Source organism: Paenibacillus sp. Pae15, from assembly GCF_024519685.1.
Lineage (GTDB): Bacteria > Bacillota > Bacilli > Paenibacillales > NBRC-103111 > Paenibacillus_G > Paenibacillus_G naphthalenovorans.
In genome coordinates this window covers 1-17,689 of record NZ_JALJRM010000018.1, presented here as the reverse complement: position 1 = coordinate 17,689, position 17,689 = coordinate 1, and the positions used below count along the sequence as shown (strand labels likewise).

Sequence of the window (17,689 nt, the reverse complement as noted above, 5' to 3'; positions counted from 1 at the left end):
AGGTCCCGAAGATTTTGTCGAGATAAATTCCGAATTGCTCGTAAAAACCGCTTGCATCCTTGTCGCATTTTGCTATACTCATTTTGTTTGTTTATTTTTCGCTTTGTTTATGATAATTCGATCAAGAAGGGAAGGGATAAGCTGTGGATCAAACGAAAACTCCCTTGTTTACCGCATTGAAGGAGCATGCCGGCCGTAATCCGGTGCAGTTTCATATTCCAGGACATAAGAAAGGGGTCGGGATGGACCCGGAATTCCGGGAGTTTATCGGCGATAACGCGTTGTCCATCGACCTGATTAATATAGCTCCACTCGACGATTTGCATCAGCCCACCGGCGTCATTGAAGAGTCGCAGAAGCTCGCTGCGGAAGCGTTCGGAGCCGATCACACCTTTTTCTCCGTCCAGGGAACAAGCGGCGCCATCATGACGATGATCTTGACCGTTTGCTCGGAAGGAGACAAAATCATTGTGCCGCGCAACGTGCACAAATCGGTGCTGGCAGCGATTATTTTCGCCGGGGCGAAGCCTGTGTTCCTGAAGCCGGTGCGCGACGAATCCTTGGGGATCGATCACGGCGTAACGACCAAGTCGGTACGGCGCGCGCTTGAAATTCATCCCGATGCCAAAGCGGTGCTGATCATCAATCCGACATATTACGGGGTGTGCGCCAATCTGAAAGAAATCGTGGACGTCGTTCACAGCTATAACATTCCGGTGCTGGTGGACGAGGCCCATGGCGTGTTGATCCATTTTAGCGACAGGCTGCCGATGTCGGCTATGCAGGCAGGCGCGGACATGGCCGCGACGAGCGTCCACAAGCTAGGCGGCTCGATGACGCAAAGCTCCGTGCTTAATATCCGTGAAGGCCGGGTCAACATCATGCGCGCCAAGACGATTATCAGTATGCTGACGACCACTTCCACCTCGTACATTTTGCTGGGTTCTCTCGACTGCGCAAGGCGCTACTTGGCTTTGAACGGCAAAGAGCTGGCCGACCGGGCCCTCGAGCTGGCTTCCTACGCTCGGGAGGAAATCAACCGCATACCGGGGCTTTACTGCTTTGGAGAAGAGATTCTGGGCAAGGAAGCGACGTACGATTACGACCCGACGAAGATCAGCATCCATGTGCGTCATCTGGGCATTACCGGGTACGATGCGGAAAATTGGCTCCGGGAGCAGTACAATATTGAAGTCGAGCTTAGCGATATGTATAACATTTTGTGCCTGGTCACCCCCGGGGATACGCGCGAGAACATCGACATTCTTCTCACCGCGCTGCGCAGACTCTCTCAAGAGAACTACTCGATCCGCCAAGCGAATGAGCTGGTGATCAAAATACCGAAAATACCGCAGCTGAGCTTGTCTCCGCGCGACGCTTTCTACGGGGATACCGAAATTATCCCGTTCAAGGAATCGGCGGACCGCATCATCGCGGAATTCATTTACGTGTACCCGCCGGGCATTCCGATTCTCCTGCCGGGAGAAGTCATCTCCCAGGATCTGATCGACTATATTACGGAGCATATCGAAGTCGGTCTGCCTGTGAAAGGACCCGAGGACCGCAGCATCGAAAATATCAAAGTTATCGTGGAAACACCGGCGATTTTTTAACCACGTACCGCATGGCCGCCCCGTATTGGGGCTGGCCTTGCTCTGTTTTACCATCCTCTTTGCTTTATCCGCTCCTCCAGCCAGGCAATGACGTCGGCTACCGCATGCTCGTTATGATGCTTGCAGGAATGGACGGCAGACTGCAGCAGCTTCGGATGAGCGTTGGCAACGGCGATGCCGATGCCGGCCCGCCGGATCATCTCCAGATCGTTCAGATGATCCCCCATCGCCACACAGCGCTCCATCGGAACACCGACTTGCCTACTGAGCTGCTCCAGCGCATGACCCTTGGTCGCCCCCTGCGGCAGCATCTCCAGGTATTTATCGTCCGACCGGACCCAGACAACCTCCGCATCCCCTGTAAGCTCGTTCACGGCCGCAGCGACTTCATCCAGCCATGCCGGTTCCCAGGCGAACAGTATTTTGATCCAAGGCTCAGACAGTGCATCGGTTAACCGAATCGTCTGCAGGGCAAACCCCTCAATCCGCCGGTGGCGCTCCGTGGTATCGTTGTCCTGCAAAATATAGGGCGCATGGCCGTCCCTGGCGTATATTTCAACGCCCAGCTCCGGAAACCGTTCCAAGACCCGCTTCAGCACATTTCTGCAGGATGCAGGCAGCGTCCTCATCCACAGCGATTTCTCACGTTCGTAATCATAGATGACGGCACCGTTGCTAAGAATGACCGGAGCGTTGACCGGCAGCCGGTTGACATAGCGCCTGACGGAAGACGCTATGCGCCCCGTTGCCAGGGTAAACCGTCCGCCGTGCTGCGTAAACCGCTCGATTGCGGCTAGATTCTCCGGGCTAATGTCCTTTTCGCTGTTCAGCAGCGTCCCGTCCATATCCGTAACCAGCAAATAATCGCTGAACAATCCGCTTTGGTTCATAGGTATCCCCTTTTCCTGCTGTCTGCTCAGCTGTCCGCAAAAGCCTTAAGCAGTATTGTATTTGGTTTTTCTTAATGCTATGATGGTCATGGTGCTTGATACAAGAAAACCTTTCCAGTTCATTATGTAGGCAGGTGCATTCATCATGGCGCAAAGCGCTTATATTAAGTTCGTCGAAGGGTCCGCCGTTTCCTCGTTAACGCTGGATGAACTGAAGAATCAGCTGATGCATTACCGGGATCAGCTGGCCCTTACAGGCCGTCAGCTCGAATGGGAGTACGATGATGCAGGGTTTCCGTATACGCTGGAAACGAAGCCCGAGGCGGAGGGCCAATGGTTTTATTTAAAAGGAAAAAACCCCCTCTACAAATATATCGTCATGGGTGTCGGTTCCGAAACACAGGCCGGTACAGAGCGCCATTATGTACAGGTCGTCCTGCCGGATGACTGTACACATGGGGATAAAGCAAAGGGCAATGAGTTTTGCAAATATTTGGCCAAGCTGTGGAAAGCCGAGCTTCATTTATTCAACGGGCGCGTCATGTACTTCAATCCGCGGAAATAGGGCATGATCTTTCCCGGCAAATGACGTACTTATGATGATGCAGGTAACAGACAGGCTGCTTTTTTCTTGCATGTCCGTGTTCAAGCAAAGAACCCTTCTTGCCTTCAAGAAGGGTTCTTTGCTTTGGATGTTATGACTGCTCTTGCTGTTCTTCCACGATCTCGTTGTAAATCTGAACAACGCGATCCCACTCTTCCTCGTCCTCAATGCTGGCCAGGAAGGCTTCATCGTTTTCTTCTTCAATGCGGAAAATAACACCGTCAGCCTCTACATCATTCCGGTCAAGAAGCACTGCATAGGCCCGATCGTTTGCTTCAAAGGTGTATACCATAACCATCTCGTGTTCAACGCCATTTTCATCGGTTACTATAAAAATATCATCCTCATGATCATGGTCGCAGGAAGCGTCATGAATATGTTCGCTCATGGGAAAACCTCGTTTCGTCATAATAAGTAATATTGTTCCCTCGTATCGTATCACGCCCATGGTCCCAAGTCAATGAAAGGAAAACCTCATCATCGGATTTCTTTACCGTGTACAGCCCGGGGCTCCGCACAAAAATCCGGCCCGCCAAAACAAGCTTCACAACAGCCCCTAAAAAAGCAAAAAGGACGGCGTTTAGCGCCATCCTCATTCGGTTCTACTCTCCGGAAACGATCAGTTTCTCCGAGACTACGGTATAACTGCCCGTTTCGCTATCTTTAATGGAAAATTTCACTACATATTTGCCGGCTTCATTAAACGACACGTTAAACGGCCACGGATACCAGAAGCTTTCCCTTTGACCGCCGACGACCTTCTCATGAACCGCCACTTCCTCGCCGCTAGGCGATATGATGGAAATCTTAAAGGAGTGGATCGGTATGGTCAGGCTGTCCACTTGAGCAAATACCGCAAAGTCCAGCCGGTCTCCCTTTTTGACTCCGCCAAACGGCTGATTAATGGAATAATCGTCATTGACTTTCTTCGCTACAAACATGTGTACATTCGGCTTGTAAATGGATACGGTCTTCGAGGCGTCATCCCATTTGACCAGAGCTTGCAGAGATTCGGACAGGGCACGAACGGGAAGCACGGTGCTTCCTTTAATCAAAAAAGCGGGTGTCTCGCCGTCCTTGAACGGTCTTTCCGCATTGTTAATCAGCACTTTGGCTTTCACATAACCTTCAAACTCGCCCCACATGGAACTGGCGTAGACCCCTGTCGTCCCGAAGAGGGAAAGCGACAGCATCAACGTCAGCAATCGCGGCACCTTCATTTCAAGCAACCTCCATCGTGTTCTTGGTATGTTATCTTATACTCCGATGGTTCGCAAGAGTTGCGGTGTTTGTGGGAAAAGCCCAAACTTTTTTGAAAAAAAATCTATATCTAGTTATTTATAAAGGTATTCACTGATTAATTATACAAAATATGCCAATAAGGACGCGAACATGAATGTCGAATGATGTCCCGTCTTTTTGACGAGCTGTGACGTTTCGTGCGCTTGCCCGGGAAATTCCCCGGTCTTCCCCGTGCTGTCTGCGGGGCCTACTCCTTTGCTTCCAGCAGTTCCTGCAGCTTCTCTTCACACTTGCCCCTGAGCACGGCCGGCATGATCGAGCAGTGAAATTCGTAGCCCTGATACACGTACATGACGTGATAATTCCGCTCCGGCGTGATTTCTTCAAGCACGATGCGGCATCCGCTCTTGCGCAGCCGCTGTTTTATGCCGACGTGCTCCCTCTCCACCCGAATGGACAGCCGTTCGAACAATCCGTTCCAAATCCGGGACAGCTTCATCGCTCCGGCGTATTTGCGGTCCAGCTCCAGCGCTTTAAGCAGATGCAAAGTCACTATATATTGATGAATCCACAGCTCTATCGCACTATTCCGCATATTCGCCCACCCGAAATTTCATGATCTTTACCTCATTATATAGAACATATGTTCGTTTTTCAATCCTTATCCCCCCATTCTTTCCTGATCCAAAACCTGTCAAAATGTTCTTGAATCCTTCATAAAAAACATGGTAGATTAAATAATATTCGGCTGGTATGCCATAGGCGAGTGGAGGATCGCGAATGAGCCTGCAAATTCAAATGATCGGTACGGGAAGCGCATTTGCCAAAAACTTTTACAACAACAACGCATTGATTCATGCCGACGGCTTCACGTTATTAATCGACTGCGGAATTACCGCTCCCAGAGCATTGTACGAGCTCGGCATTCCGCTCGACCGGATCGATGCGGTGCTCATCTCACATATCCATGCGGATCATGTAGGCGGGCTCGAAGAACTTGCTTTTCAGTACAGGTATGTATTCAAACGTAAAATCAAGCTGCTCGTCCCGGCTCCGCTGGAAGCCGTCTTGTGGGAGCATACGCTTCGGGGAGGACTTGAGAACAAGGCGGAGGGCCTTGTCGGCTTGAACGATTATTTCGAAGTCGCTGCTTTGGCGGAACGAACGCCGACTTCCATCCATCCGAAACTGACCGTGGAGCTGCTGCCTACCGATCATATCCCCGGTAAAGCGAGCTACTCCTTTCTGCTCAACGGCAAGGTGTTTTACAGCGCAGACATGAGGTTTAGCAAGACGCTGCTGACCGGATTGCATGAACAAGGCTGCGAAGTCATTCTGCATGACTGTCAATTGTTCTGTCCCGGTACCGTACACGCTTGCCTTGACGAGCTGCTTACTCTGCCCGAGGAAGTGCAGGAAAAAGTGCTGCTTATGCACTACGGAGACAACATGTCTGAATTTATCGGCAAAACGGGCCGCATGACCTTCATAGAACAGTTCAAAACGTATCCATTACCGTCGTAAGCATATTCTTTGCACCGCGCCATGGACGCAGCTTACTTAACGGGTGCATTCCAAAACCTGACCCCCGGGGTCAGGTTTTGTCGCAGATCCCCTCCCGTCAGAAGCGTTCGGAGACGACCTTGGCTTGGGTAAACTGAAGCAGATAATCGCGTCCCCCCGCTTTCGAATCCGTTCCCGACATGTTGAAGCCGCCGAACGGATGAACTCCCACCAGCGCTCCCGTGCATTTGCGGTTGAAATACAGATTGCCGACATGAAACTCAGTACGGGCCTTCTCCAAATGAGCCCTATTTCTTGAAATAACGGCTCCGGTCAGCCCGTACTCCGAATCATTGGCCAGTTCGAGCGCCTGGTCAAACGAGGCCGCTTTGATAAACGCAACCACCGGTCCGAAAATTTCCTCTTGCGCGATCCGCGCCTTGACGTCGACATCGGCAATTACTGTCGGCTCGATATAATATCCCTTGGCATCTCCCGCTCCGCCTCCGCAAACTACCCTGCCTTCCGTGCTTCCAATTTCCAGATATTCGAGAATTTTAAGGTGAGCCTTGGCGTCGATCACCGGCCCCACGTCAATCTCAGGATCGGACGGATCACCCACACGCAGACGGCTTACGCGTTCTGCCACCCTGCGAAGCACATCGTCATATACGCTCTCATGTACGATGGCGCGGGAGCAGGCAGAGCACTTTTGCCCGGCAAACCCGAAGGCGGACGCTGTAATGGCCTCCGCCGCCAGCTCCAGGTCACTGTCGCTGTCGACGATAATCGCATCCTTGCCGCCCATTTCGGCGACTACGCGCTTGATCCAGCGCTGGCCGGGTGCGGTTTTGGCCGCCAGCTCGTTGATCCGCAGCCCTACCTCGCGGGATCCCGTAAAGCTGATAAAGCGGGTCAGCGGATGCTCCACCAAGTAATCGCCCACCTCCTGTCCGGAACCCGGCAGGAAGTTGACCACTCCATCCGGCAGGCCGGCCAATTGAAGCAGCTCCATAAACTTGGCAGCCACAACCGGTGTCGCGCTGGCCGGTTTCAGCACCACCGTATTGCCGGCCGCCACGGCTGCCGATGTCAATCCCGCCATAATGGCTAACGGAAAATTCCATGGAGGTATGATTACGCCGACACCCAGCGGAATATAGGTAAGCTCGTTGTCCTCGCCCGGTATTCGCGTAAGCGGCTGCCGCTGCGCCAAACGTTCCGTTTCCCTGCCGTAAAACTCCAGAAAATCGATCGCTTCTGCGGTATCGGCATCCGCCTCCGCCCAGCTTTTCCCCGCTTCCACCACCATCCAGGCGGAAAACTCGGCTTTACGGCGGCGCAGGATCGCGGCGATTTTGTATAAAAGACGCGCCCGCCCCGCCGGAGGCACCGATTTCCAGAACGTAAACGCGCGCGCTGCCGCACGGATCGCCCGATCTGCCAACGCGGTGTCCGCCTGGCTCACCGTTCCGATCACCTGCGTCGGATCGGCAGGATTGACGGAAACGGCCTTCCGGGCCGTCATCAGCTTCTCACCGCCGATCAGCAGCCCGTATTCTTGGCCGAGCTGCGCTTGTACCTTCTTCAGCGCTGCTGCGAATGCCTCTCTGTTCCCGGATTGGCTAAAATCCGTGAACGGTTCGTTGCAAAAAGGCTCTACCATGATCATCCCTCCTCTTCAGAATTACCATGTTACGGAAAAGCTCATCTTCATTTCAAGTCTCATTTCGGGAGCTTGCCGAATAAAATGGATTAGCACGGAGCCGGCGGCGCCGGCTTCACAGATCCAACGCCCAACGCTGCTGCCCTTCTGCTACATAATATATGCCGCCGCGCCGCGTACAAGAAGCAAATCGGAAAGAGGGTGTTCATGTTTGGATATCGGTACCAGACTGTTCCGTTCTGCTCTGCTTGCGCTCGCCGGAAACCGGGTCGTCGGGAAGATGGCTCACCGGTACGGGATGAAGCTCGGGGCAAGCCGGTTCGTCGCAGGAGAAACAGCCGATGAGGCGCTGCTGCAAATTCGGCGTTTGAATGCCAAGGGAATCTCCGCCACCTTGGACCTGCTTGGCGAGAGCATTCGCGATTTAGCGGAGGCGGACCGGTTTAAAAGAGAGTATATCACGCTGCTTGAGAGGATTCACCACGACGCATTGGATTCAAACGTCTCTTTGAAGCCGACCCAGATGGGATTGGCTTTAGACCCGGCGGCCTGCTACGCCCATATCCGGGATATCGTTGAAAAAGCACAACAGCTCACAAACTTCGTACGCATCGACATGGAAAATTCACCATATACCGACGATACTATAGCCATGGTGCACCGCCTTCATGCCGAAGGCTTAACCCGCGTCGGCACCGTTATACAAGCCTACTTATACCGGAGCAGGCTGGACGTCAGGCAGTTAACCAAGGCGAAGGTCAATCTGCGGCTGGTCAAGGGCGCCTATCGTGAACTGGGGCATCTCACTTACCGGAGCATGGACGACGTAAATGCCAACATGAAGCGGCTGATTCGGGTCCGTTTGGATGCCGGCGTCTACACTGCCGTTGCGACCCACGACGAACAAATCATCGCCTGGACGAAAACCTACGCGAGGAGAAACGGGATACCGGCAAGCAGGTATGAATTCCAGATGCTGTACGGCGTGCGTGTGCCGCTGCAGGAGCAGCTTGCCCGGGAGGGCTACAAGGTGCGCTGTTACGTACCTTACGGACGGATGTGGTACCCGTATTTCGTCCGGCGCATGGCGGAACGCCCGGCCAATCTGTGGTTTGTATTGAAAAATTGGCGGGACCGCCCGTCAGCACCACGCCAGAACGGATAGGAGGTATCCATTTATGAGAGGCAAACCGGAATTATCCATCCTGCGGGTGCCGTTCGACTTGGGTGCCGGGCGCAAAGGCGTAAGGAGAGGTCCGGATGCGATCCTTCAGGCCGGCCTGGAACGGAAGCTGCGGCAGCTGGGCTATTCCTGCGAGCTTCCGGATCCGGTCCCTGCCCCGTCAACCGCCAAGGAGAGCGGCGTCTTCGTGCCGCAGGCGGAGCCCAGGCACCTGAATGAAGCGGTAAAGGTGAATGAAGCGCTCGCTGTACAAATAAAGGACGTGCTGGAACGCGGACGCTTCCCGCTGGTGCTGGGCGGGGACCACAGCATCGCCATCGGCACGCTGGCTGGACTTGCGCAGCATTATAGAAGCATCGGCGTCATCTGGTTTGACGCACATGCGGATTTGAATACGCCGGACACCAGTCCTTCCGGCAACATTCACGGTATGTCCCTTGCGGCGTCGCTTGGCATAGGACATCATCGGCTGACGCGGATCGGCGGCTTTCTTCCCAAAATCCGGCCGCAGCATACGGTCATTATCGGGGCCAGGCAGCTGGATCCCGGAGAAAAGGAGCTGATTCGCGCTGAAGGCGTTACCTGCTTCACCATGCATGAGATCGACCGGATGGGAATCGCCAGGGTCACGGAGGAAGCGGTGCGTATAGCAACCGCGGGTACGGACGGCCTGCACGTCAGCTTCGATATCGACAGCCTCGATCCACTGGAGGCTCCGGGAACGGGAACGCCGGTCAAAGGCGGAATCAGCTACCGCGAAGCGCATTTGGCGCTGGAGCTGCTGTACGAAGCCGGAAGCGTGCTATCGGCGGAGATGGTAGAGGTCAATCCGGCGCTGGAACGCGATAACCAAACGGCAAGGCTGGCCGCAGAGCTGATTTCTTCTCTGCTGGGGCAGCGTATTTTATAGGAGGGAACACCATGAAACCGACATCGGAAGATATCATTCGCCGCACGAACCGGTTCGGGGCGCGGAATTATCAGCCGCTTCCCGTGGTCATTTCCAAAGCGGAGGGGGTATGGGTTTATGACCCGGAGGGCAGGAAATACCTCGATATGCTGAGCGGCTACTCGGCGCTCAATCAGGGGCACCGCCATCCCCGTATCATCCGCGCGCTGAAGGATCAGGCGGACTCCGTTACCCTGACCTCGCGCGCGTTTCACAACGAGCGGCAGGGCGGGTTCTATGAGCGCTTGTCCGATTATACCGGCAAGCCGATGATCCTGCCGATGAACACCGGGGCCGAGGCGGTGGAAACGGCGATCAAGGCAGCCCGCCGCTGGGCTTACTTTCGTAAAAACGTCCCCGAGGACCAGGCGGAAATCATCGTTTGCGAAGGCAACTTTCACGGCAGAACGGTAACCGTTACCTCTTTCTCCTCGAATCCGGAGTACAAACGCGGCTTCGGGCCCTTCACCCCCGGGTTTGTCGTCATCCCCTACGGCGATGCGGGGGCCTTGGAACGCGCCATCACCCCGCGAACGGCCGCCTTCCTTGTCGAGCCGATTCAGGGGGAGGGCGGCATCGTGCTCCCTCCTGCCGGCTACCTGCAGCAGGCCGCAGCCATTTGCAAGCAGCGGCGCGTACTGCTTATCGCCGACGAAATTCAGACCGGCTTTGGACGAACGGGGTACCGCTTCGCCTGCGATGCGGAATCCGTGGAGCCGGATGCCTACATCCTCGGCAAGGCGCTGGGAGGAGGCGTCCTGCCCATCTCCGCCGTAGCGGCAGACCGCGAGGTGCTGGAGGTGTTCGAGCCGGGGTCGCACGGCTCGACCTTCGGAGGCAACCCGCTCGCCTGCGCCGTGGCGACAGCCGCCATACAGGTCGTGCAGGACGAGAAGCTGGCCGAACGCTCCCTGGAGCTCGGAGACTACTTTCTCGGCCTTCTCCGCCAGCTAACCAATCCGCTGATCCGCGACATCCGCGGGCGCGGTTTGTTCATCGGTGTGGAGCTGGCCGTACCGGCCAGAGCTTATTGCGAGCAGTTGAAAAACAAAGGTTTATTATGCAAGGAGACGCATGAAAACGTCATTCGCCTGGCTCCCCCGCTCACCATCGCCAAATCCGATCTGGATTGGGCCTACAGCCGGATTGCCGAGGTGCTCGGATAACGGCAGGCATCATTTGCCTCCTTCCTGAGCATGCTATGAACAAGGAGGCGATCAACGATGAGTCAAAACAAGCGGCACGTCGTTGCCGTACGCAAGAACGGCGACGGCGATATTGTAGACCTGAAGCTGTCTAACGGCGAAGTGGTGGATTACCTGGAGGCTCAACAGCTTGCCAAAGACGGCCAGCTGGAGAATGTCAACGTGTTCCGCGGACGGGACGGGGATGAACATCTGCGCTCCAATGCGGACGGCGATCCGTCCAATAATCTCGATAACCTTCCCGGGTTCTGATGCTAACCCGTAATAAGCCGGCACGGTTTTCCGTCCGGCTTATTTTTGATTTATCTCCCCAAAAAATCAAACGATGACGAACCAAGTAAAATGAAGCGCTTAAAAAAAGATAGTGACCCGGCAGGAATTACTTTACAAATACAGAATCCATATATTATCAATTGATTTAGTCGGGAGTTGGAGTTTCATTATGAACGGTAGCACAGTCTTCGTCATTTATGCTGGTTTTATCTGCGCTTCCTCCCTATATTTCCAGCAAACTGAAAGCCCTCTTTTACTCATTGGCATAACTTTCATTTATATGCTGTCCCATGCGGCCCGCAAAATCATTCCCGTACCTCATGCCGTTCAACTGGTACTGCTGATTGTGCTCCATATCTTCAGCGCAACCCATTGGATCTTGCCGCTGTATTTGCTGCATATGGGCATCATTTTTTACAAGACGCCTTCTCTTACATTGGCGCTATCCTATAATTTAGGGATGATGACAGCCTATTCCCTTGCCGTACTGACCTACAGCACGGTAACGATATATACAGTAACCGACATCGTCTTCACCGCGGCAAGCTGCATACTCATGGCTTATCTGTTCCGGAAATATATGTATGCCATCGAGCAGCAGAAGCAGTTGTTGACAAATGAAAAAAAGCACCTGAGCACCCACGATTTACTAACGGGTCTATACAACTTTCAGGAATTTCACCGGCAGATGGGAATTTTTGTGGAACAGAAAGAAAGCAGCATTCTGGTTCTGATTGATTGCAAAAATTTAAAGTCACTGAATACGACGAACGGCTTTCAGGGCGTCAACAAAATATTGAAGCAAGCGGCCGAACTGCTCCGTATTATGTTCCCTGACGCTTCCCTGATTGCCCGTTACGGCGGCGATGAATTCGCCATCGTGGTTACGGCAAGCGACCCGAAGAAAACGATACATACGATCACCCAACTGCTCGCTTCCGAATTTCCCAAGCTCACGGGCATCGAAATCAATTTCGGTATCGCCAGTTATCCTGAAGACGGACTGAACAAAGACGATCTGATTCTTGTAGCCGAACATAATTTGTATATGATGAAGCGGGAAAGCTGGCTGAAGCGGGAGGAGCACATGCTGCGTTCCGAGAAGCTTCGCGTAGTTGGCGAGCTGGCTTCTGGCATGGCGCACGAAATACGCAATCCGCTGACGACGGTCAAAGGATTTTTGCAGCTGTCCAGAGCGGGGAATTACAATATCGAGCCTTGGTACGACCTGATTATGGATGAAATTAACCGGATGAGCATGCTGACCGCCGAATTTTTGCAATTCTCCAAGCCGCATGTCACCCATTATAAAATCCAAACGATTGAAAGCTGCATTAGCCGCGTCATTTCATTGCTTGATTCGGAAATCACCCGTTTGGGCCATCAAATCGGCTTTAAGGATGAAGGCCACGGAGTTTGCATGTTTATGGATCAGGACAAGATGCTGCAGCTGCTGCTGAACTTGGTCAAAAATGCCCTCGAGGCTATGCCTGAGCAAGGTACGGTATATATTCATCTTTATCTGCAGAACAATAACGCCGTCATTGAGGTAACCGATACGGGCAAAGGCATCCCCGAGTCGGAGCTTGATCAGATTTTCATCCCCTTTTACACAACCAAAGAGTCCGGAACCGGACTTGGGCTGTCGATCTGCCACAAGATCGTACAGGATCACGAGGGAACGATCGAAGTGGAAAGCGTACCGAATATGGGAACCAAATTCACCATCACCCTTCCAACGGCTACAGCCGCGGAAGCTGCTGAACGGCAGATTCAGCCAAACCGGACAAAAATTTTCGTATGAGCTTGAACCCCGCCTCCATCCAACCGGCGCTTCCAGTCACTATGGTGCAGCCGAACCAACCGAACATCCAGCCGTCAGCTGGTTTCCATACCCGTGAGGGTGATTTTTCCTCATCGTTCCAGAAGCAAACGGCATTTTAGGAAAAACGGGTCAGCATGGAAATCGGGAAGCTGGCGTCGGGTTCTTGCCCCAATGTTCCCCAGGCCATAATCCCATTCACATAATGTACCTCGAACGGCAGTTGTTCGCCGTCTACTTTATATAATCCGGGCGGGAAATCGGCCGGATTCAGCGTATATGCCTTGGCCGCATAATACTTGCGCTCCAACACCGAACGCTGGCTCGGAAATTCAGCCCGCTGCATCTCTTCTTGAAGCAGTTTCATCTCCGTTTGGAGTTCCTCGGGCGTCATTTGGCTATACAGCTTTTTCATAGTGTGTCTGAACCCCTTAATCGATTTAGTTTAGCGCCAATGTCCTTATGTATTCGATATTGGCGCTCCATATTCCCTTTATAAAATATTGCGGCTTTATTGAAAAGCGGTTTTTTGGCTGCCGGTGCTTGTTGCCTCGGACAAACCCCTTACGGTATAGTAAGGGAGAATAAGGTATGCATATATTTATGTAAAGGGCGTAGTTAAATGAGCAACGCGAACAGGCGGCATTTTTTTCGTTTACCGTTTCAGCATCCGCTGTGCGCCGAATTAAAAATGATAGATTACAAGGACCTCATGCCTGAATACAGAATCGTCAAAGCCGCGCTGCTGGACCTGAGCGCAGGCGGGGCCCGCTTCCGCACCGCAACTCCGCTGCCGGATGACGACAACCTTCTCGTCGAGCTGAAATTTACCGTCATGCACAAAGAATTCAAACCGGTCGGCACCATCGTTCGCAGCATGAGATCGGAAGAAGAGCATGATGAATACAGCATTCAATTCTCATGGAATGAAGCGGATATCGCTGCCCTGACCGGCGTACTGAACCAAATGGCCGTCAAGCTGCGAAACAAAACGGTTCTCCCCGGATGCAGCTTTTGTACGGAAGAGGAGCTTCTCGAATTTAAGCGCTTATGAACGGGGATGGCCTGACATTCCGGCAACGATATACGTTTTTCCGGTTTCCGTATGCCATACCCAGCTTCGAAACAGCAGCTGCTCGGGACGCATCCGGTCATAAAGATCCTTCAATCCGATAACGGCTGTTTCCATCCCGTATTTTCCAAACGCCTCGAACAGGAACCTTGCCCGCTCCCGATCCCCCCGAGGCTGGCTTAACTCCTCGGCAATCCACTTCTTGTCCTCATCCAGCAAAATCATATCTGTCCACACCGCCACTCTTCCATCCGGTTTCACCAGGGAGAGAAGCAGCCGGTTATAATCGGATATCAAGCTGTTGCGCAAGTAACCGAGCGCCTCAATGATTTGACGAATGTCCTGCTCCGCGTAGCGTTCCAAATGGCTGTAAAGCTGTGTTAGCGCGTCTATATAAAACAACTGGGTATGAACGCCGGAGGATACGACAAGTGAGAAGGTGTTATTTAAATGAGGCAGTGCCTCGTAACGCCGTACCTCGAATACACAATCCCGAAGGTAGTCCGCAATTTCCGTACCGGAAGCCCCATTCATGAGCATTTCCTCAAATTTTTCGTAAAACGAGATGTGATCCAAGCAAGTATAATCGACTCTGGTGAGCGATTTCAGACGGCTTAGCGCAAGCCCTCCCGTCTCTTTGAGCCATTCTTCCAGCATATTGTCTTCCGTATCCAGCACAGTCACCTGCTGAAAATGAACGGCCAGACCCGGGAGATCCACATCGCCGTGATTACCCGCTCCAAGCACTGCCGCCTTCTCCGGCTTCGCAAGCAGCTGAACGGACTCACGGATTAATCTCCGCACATGATAACGGTGAGTTCCCCACTCTTGCTCGCCCCAATCCAATGTTCCAATGCCCGCTCCCTGCTCTTGCGGAACCCCGAAAGGCAGCTGCATCATCCCAGGTACATTTCTCATGAAATCCCTCTTTCTAAAAGCTTGTCTTCTGTTGTCATTATAGCATAAGCCTTGTCGGAAACACATGGTATTCCGGCAAAAGAACACGACCCATCTGCCGATTTACAATGAAGACGTTTTCTTGCTAATATGATAAAACAGCGAGAAAAAAAGATTCCTCCAGAACGGGGTGAGCGAGATGTTTACTGAATTCGAAAAAGAAGCTTTATACAAGATTATCTATACCCGAAGGGATATTCGCACATTTCTTTCCGATCCGGTACCCGATGAAATCATCATGAGGCTACTGGATGCAGCGCATCATGGTCCTTCGGTAGGATTCATGCAGCCTTGGAATTTTATTGTGGTAACCTCCAAAGAGGTTAAAGAGCGGTTGGCTTGGGCGGCGGATAAAGAAAGACGCGCATTAGCCATCCATTACGAGGAGAATCGGCAGGACCACTTTCTGAGTCTCAAAATCGAAGGAATCAAGGAGGCTCCTGTCACGATCTGCATTACGTGCGATCCCACACGCGGCGGATCACACGTATTGGGACGCAATTCGATTCCCGAAACCGATATCATGTCTACAGCCTGTGCTATTCAAAATATGTGGCTGGCCGCTTGTGCCGAAGGTTTGGCCATGGGGTGGGTCAGCTTTTATAAAAAGAATGATGTCCGCGACATCCTGAACATTCCGCCTCATATCGATCCGATCGCATTGATTTCGATTGGATATACCGATCAATATCCGTCCATGCCTATTTTGGAATCCGCAAACTGGGAAAAACGAAAATCCCTCAAGGACCTCATTTATCATGAAACTTGGGGAAAATAGACCAGCACCTATACTTGTTTCCCAAAAAAAAACATAAAATCAAGGCGAACGAACAATCGATATCCCCCTATGTTACGTATACTGTTTGCAAACAGATAAGGAGGGATATCAATTGACTCATCCAGGTAAATGCTGCCCGCCAGCAGATCCCATTGTCCAAAGACCCACTCAAATCTTTAGAGATTTTTACCATCCGCAGCTTGTTCAGGTCATTCATCCTATTGAAGTGATCAATCGTCATCACTGTGTCCCCGTCTTTAAACATGTTCACACTTATATTGAAAGAAATGTGGGACCAATATCATCTCACGTTCCTTGCGGACCTTATGGAGCAGGGGCAGCCATCGCCAACGCAAAGAGACGCAAAAGATAACTCTGCCAATTTGATTATTGCTCTCCAGCAATAAGTTGCTGGAGAGCTTTGTCCCCCATAAAAGAAGCACGCCGGCTCCAAATCCACATAAGCTTATCGATCGATTTAATACGTATTGTATACATTTTCACATTCTTCTGCTGTCGGTTCATAGAAGCAATGATTCTTGTAGCGTCCTGCAAAAGGCTGATTATACCATGTCGGAGGACAGTCTCCGGGCGGTCTGAAATACCACAAGCTGAACTTTGCCGGCCAATGCCGTTCCCCGTTCACCGATCTTCGGGCCAAACGTTTTTCCCGCTCCCTGGCATTTTGATAAAAATACCCGTGAAGTACGGCTTCAAAAGCGTGAGGTTGATATATCATTTGCGGAATGGTGCGGATCCCGATAAAATCGGAACAATTCGCGCGGATGCGGTTAATCCCTACGTTGCCGACCAGCAGCATGCCCTGCTCGCCCTCCCCTTCCGCTTCGGCACGAAGTAATCTTGCAAGGAGCGCAATATCTTGATCCCTAGCTTTAACAACAGCCATCAGGTTCACCTCTTCACTGTTTATAACCTTAGAATATTGTAAAAGGAACTGATAGGTGACTGTCTTTGATCAGTTTATTGACCTGTATGGTTATTCGTGGTAATTTTAACATGACCGTAAACGCGGTAAAGCCCCTTGAGGTAGTACCTGAGGGGCTTTGCCTATTTCGTTTTTTGTTTTTAAGGAGGAGCTTGAATTGAAAAAATGGTCCGGAATTTCAGCCATGGTATTAGCAGCTGCGATTATAATTTCAGGGTGCGGCAATTTACAAGCCGCCTCAACTCCCGCCTCGCCAGCAGAGAACAAGATATTCTCCACCGCCAAAGTGACCGGGGTCGTCGACGGCGATACGATCAAAGTTGAATTGGAGGGTAAAGAAGAAACGGTCCGAATGATTCTGGTAGATACGCCCGAAACCGTCCATCCGAACAAGCCCGTGCAGCCGTTCGGGCCCGAAGCCTCCGCACTCGCCAAAAAAACGCTGGAAGGCAAGGAGGTCAAGCTGGAACGCGATGTTTCCCAGCGGGACCGGTACGGACGCATTCTGGCCTACGTATATGTAGACGATCAAATGTTCAATGAGGTGCTCCTTGAAAAAGGATTAGCCAGAGTCTCGGTTTTTCCTCCGGATGTCAAATATGTGGACCGCTTCAGGGAAATCCAGAAGAAAGCCCAGAAGGCCAGGCTCGGGATCTGGAGCATCGAAGACTATGCCTCGGATCATGGGTACGATGACAACAAGGCACAGATCTCGTCCGAGCCCCAGCCATCCCGGAATGAGGAGGTCTACTACGGCAAATGCGCTGAAGTCCAGGCTGCGGGCAAAGCTCCTCTTCACCGCGGAGACCCCGGCTACCGCAGCGGTTTGGACAGGGATGGCGACGGTATAGCGTGTGAATGAATTTTCCCTTCATACAAAAAATTCCCCGCATCGTCGATGGCTGCGAAGCGGGGATTCAAAAAATGTATATAGGGCTTGCTGAATAATCAAAAAATCCTTATGTCACAAGGGTTTAGAGGCACTT

The 17,689-nt window shown here is 52.3% G+C and carries 19 protein-coding genes; 11 read left to right on the top strand and 8 right to left on the bottom strand.

Annotated features, from left to right (window positions below):
- Positions 1–143: 143 nt before the first annotated feature.
- A complete protein-coding gene (locus NR121_RS15590; RefSeq protein WP_074728199.1) occupies positions 144–1,613 on the top strand; it encodes an aminotransferase class I/II-fold pyridoxal phosphate-dependent enzyme in 1,470 nt (489 codons plus the stop codon).
- 47 nt (positions 1,614–1,660) lie between these two features.
- Here NR121_RS15590 and NR121_RS15585 read toward each other — a convergent pair whose 3' ends face one another.
- Positions 1,661–2,503: a Cof-type HAD-IIB family hydrolase gene (locus NR121_RS15585; protein WP_256831450.1), complete on the bottom strand. Its 843-nt coding sequence runs from the start codon at positions 2,501–2,503 to the stop codon at positions 1,661–1,663.
- A 145-nt stretch (positions 2,504–2,648) separates the two neighbouring features.
- Here NR121_RS15585 and NR121_RS15580 point away from each other — a divergent pair, with 145 nt between their 5' ends.
- Positions 2,649–3,068 (top strand): DUF1885 family protein, encoded by a 420-nt coding sequence (locus tag NR121_RS15580; protein ID WP_054818029.1) that lies wholly within the window; start codon positions 2,649–2,651, stop codon positions 3,066–3,068.
- Between the two features lie 130 nt (positions 3,069–3,198).
- Here the strand turns inward: NR121_RS15580 and NR121_RS15575 are convergent, their stop codons facing one another.
- The 3 genes from NR121_RS15575 to NR121_RS15565 form a co-directional block, all read right to left on the bottom strand.
- Positions 3,199–3,495 (bottom strand): DUF1292 domain-containing protein, encoded by a 297-nt coding sequence (locus NR121_RS15575; RefSeq protein ID WP_054818028.1) that lies wholly within the window; start codon positions 3,493–3,495, stop codon positions 3,199–3,201.
- A gap of 214 nt (positions 3,496–3,709) precedes the next feature.
- Entirely contained in the window at positions 3,710–4,327 is a 618-nt protein-coding gene (locus NR121_RS15570; protein ID WP_062407777.1) for a stalk domain-containing protein, read from the bottom strand.
- 269 nt (positions 4,328–4,596) lie between these two features.
- Positions 4,597–4,944 (bottom strand): YhjD family protein, encoded by a 348-nt coding sequence (locus NR121_RS15565; protein WP_054818027.1) that lies wholly within the window; start codon positions 4,942–4,944, stop codon positions 4,597–4,599.
- A gap of 185 nt (positions 4,945–5,129) precedes the next feature.
- On the opposite strand from NR121_RS15565, the gene NR121_RS15560 reads away from it, so the two are divergent.
- The gene (locus tag NR121_RS15560; protein WP_054818026.1) at positions 5,130–5,873 is read left to right on the top strand and encodes an MBL fold metallo-hydrolase; all 744 of its coding nucleotides are present in this window, start codon (positions 5,130–5,132) and stop codon (positions 5,871–5,873) included.
- 97 nt (positions 5,874–5,970) lie between these two features.
- Here NR121_RS15560 and pruA read toward each other — a convergent pair whose 3' ends face one another.
- On the bottom strand, positions 5,971–7,518 hold the full coding sequence (gene pruA, locus NR121_RS15555) for an L-glutamate gamma-semialdehyde dehydrogenase (protein ID WP_054818025.1): 1,548 nt from the start codon (positions 7,516–7,518) through the stop codon (positions 5,971–5,973).
- Between the two features lie 211 nt (positions 7,519–7,729).
- On the opposite strand from pruA, the gene NR121_RS15550 reads away from it, so the two are divergent.
- From NR121_RS15550 to NR121_RS15530, 5 genes are all read left to right on the top strand, one after another.
- Complete coding sequence (locus NR121_RS15550; protein ID WP_062410868.1) at positions 7,730–8,683, top strand: proline dehydrogenase family protein; 954 nt, start codon at positions 7,730–7,732, stop codon at positions 8,681–8,683.
- Between the two features lie 13 nt (positions 8,684–8,696).
- Entirely contained in the window at positions 8,697–9,611 is a 915-nt protein-coding gene (rocF, locus tag NR121_RS15545; RefSeq protein ID WP_256831449.1) for an arginase, read from the top strand.
- Between the two features lie 11 nt (positions 9,612–9,622).
- The gene (locus NR121_RS15540) at positions 9,623–10,816 is read left to right on the top strand and encodes an ornithine--oxo-acid transaminase (RefSeq protein WP_074728210.1); all 1,194 of its coding nucleotides are present in this window, start codon (positions 9,623–9,625) and stop codon (positions 10,814–10,816) included.
- Positions 10,817–10,873: 57 nt separating this feature from the next.
- A complete protein-coding gene (locus NR121_RS15535; RefSeq protein WP_054818024.1) occupies positions 10,874–11,107 on the top strand; it encodes a DUF3892 domain-containing protein in 234 nt (77 codons plus the stop codon).
- 190 nt (positions 11,108–11,297) lie between these two features.
- Positions 11,298–12,932: an ATP-binding protein gene (locus NR121_RS15530; RefSeq protein WP_062407771.1), complete on the top strand. Its 1,635-nt coding sequence runs from the start codon at positions 11,298–11,300 to the stop codon at positions 12,930–12,932.
- Positions 12,933–13,068: 136 nt separating this feature from the next.
- On the opposite strand, the gene NR121_RS15525 is transcribed toward NR121_RS15530, so the two are convergent.
- The gene (locus NR121_RS15525; RefSeq protein WP_062407769.1) at positions 13,069–13,365 is read right to left on the bottom strand and encodes a YfhH family protein; all 297 of its coding nucleotides are present in this window, start codon (positions 13,363–13,365) and stop codon (positions 13,069–13,071) included.
- A 207-nt stretch (positions 13,366–13,572) separates the two neighbouring features.
- On the opposite strand from NR121_RS15525, the gene NR121_RS15520 reads away from it, so the two are divergent.
- Positions 13,573–14,004: a PilZ domain-containing protein gene (locus NR121_RS15520; protein ID WP_054818021.1), complete on the top strand. Its 432-nt coding sequence runs from the start codon at positions 13,573–13,575 to the stop codon at positions 14,002–14,004.
- On the opposite strand, the gene NR121_RS15515 is transcribed toward NR121_RS15520, so the two are convergent.
- Positions 13,999–14,940 (bottom strand): hypothetical protein, encoded by a 942-nt coding sequence (locus NR121_RS15515; RefSeq protein ID WP_235594258.1) that lies wholly within the window; start codon positions 14,938–14,940, stop codon positions 13,999–14,001. The two genes, NR121_RS15520 and NR121_RS15515, sit on opposite strands and share 6 nt — an antisense overlap.
- Positions 14,941–15,118: 178 nt before the next feature.
- On the opposite strand from NR121_RS15515, the gene bluB reads away from it, so the two are divergent.
- Entirely contained in the window at positions 15,119–15,757 is a 639-nt protein-coding gene (bluB, locus tag NR121_RS15510) for a 5,6-dimethylbenzimidazole synthase (protein WP_062407767.1), read from the top strand.
- A 478-nt stretch (positions 15,758–16,235) separates the two neighbouring features.
- Here the strand turns inward: bluB and NR121_RS15505 are convergent, their stop codons facing one another.
- On the bottom strand, positions 16,236–16,664 hold the full coding sequence (locus NR121_RS15505; RefSeq protein WP_054818020.1) for a cell wall hydrolase: 429 nt from the start codon (positions 16,662–16,664) through the stop codon (positions 16,236–16,238).
- A gap of 196 nt (positions 16,665–16,860) precedes the next feature.
- On the opposite strand from NR121_RS15505, the gene NR121_RS15500 reads away from it, so the two are divergent.
- On the top strand, positions 16,861–17,565 hold the full coding sequence (locus NR121_RS15500; protein WP_062407766.1) for a thermonuclease family protein: 705 nt from the start codon (positions 16,861–16,863) through the stop codon (positions 17,563–17,565).
- Positions 17,566–17,689: the final 124 nt, after the last annotated feature.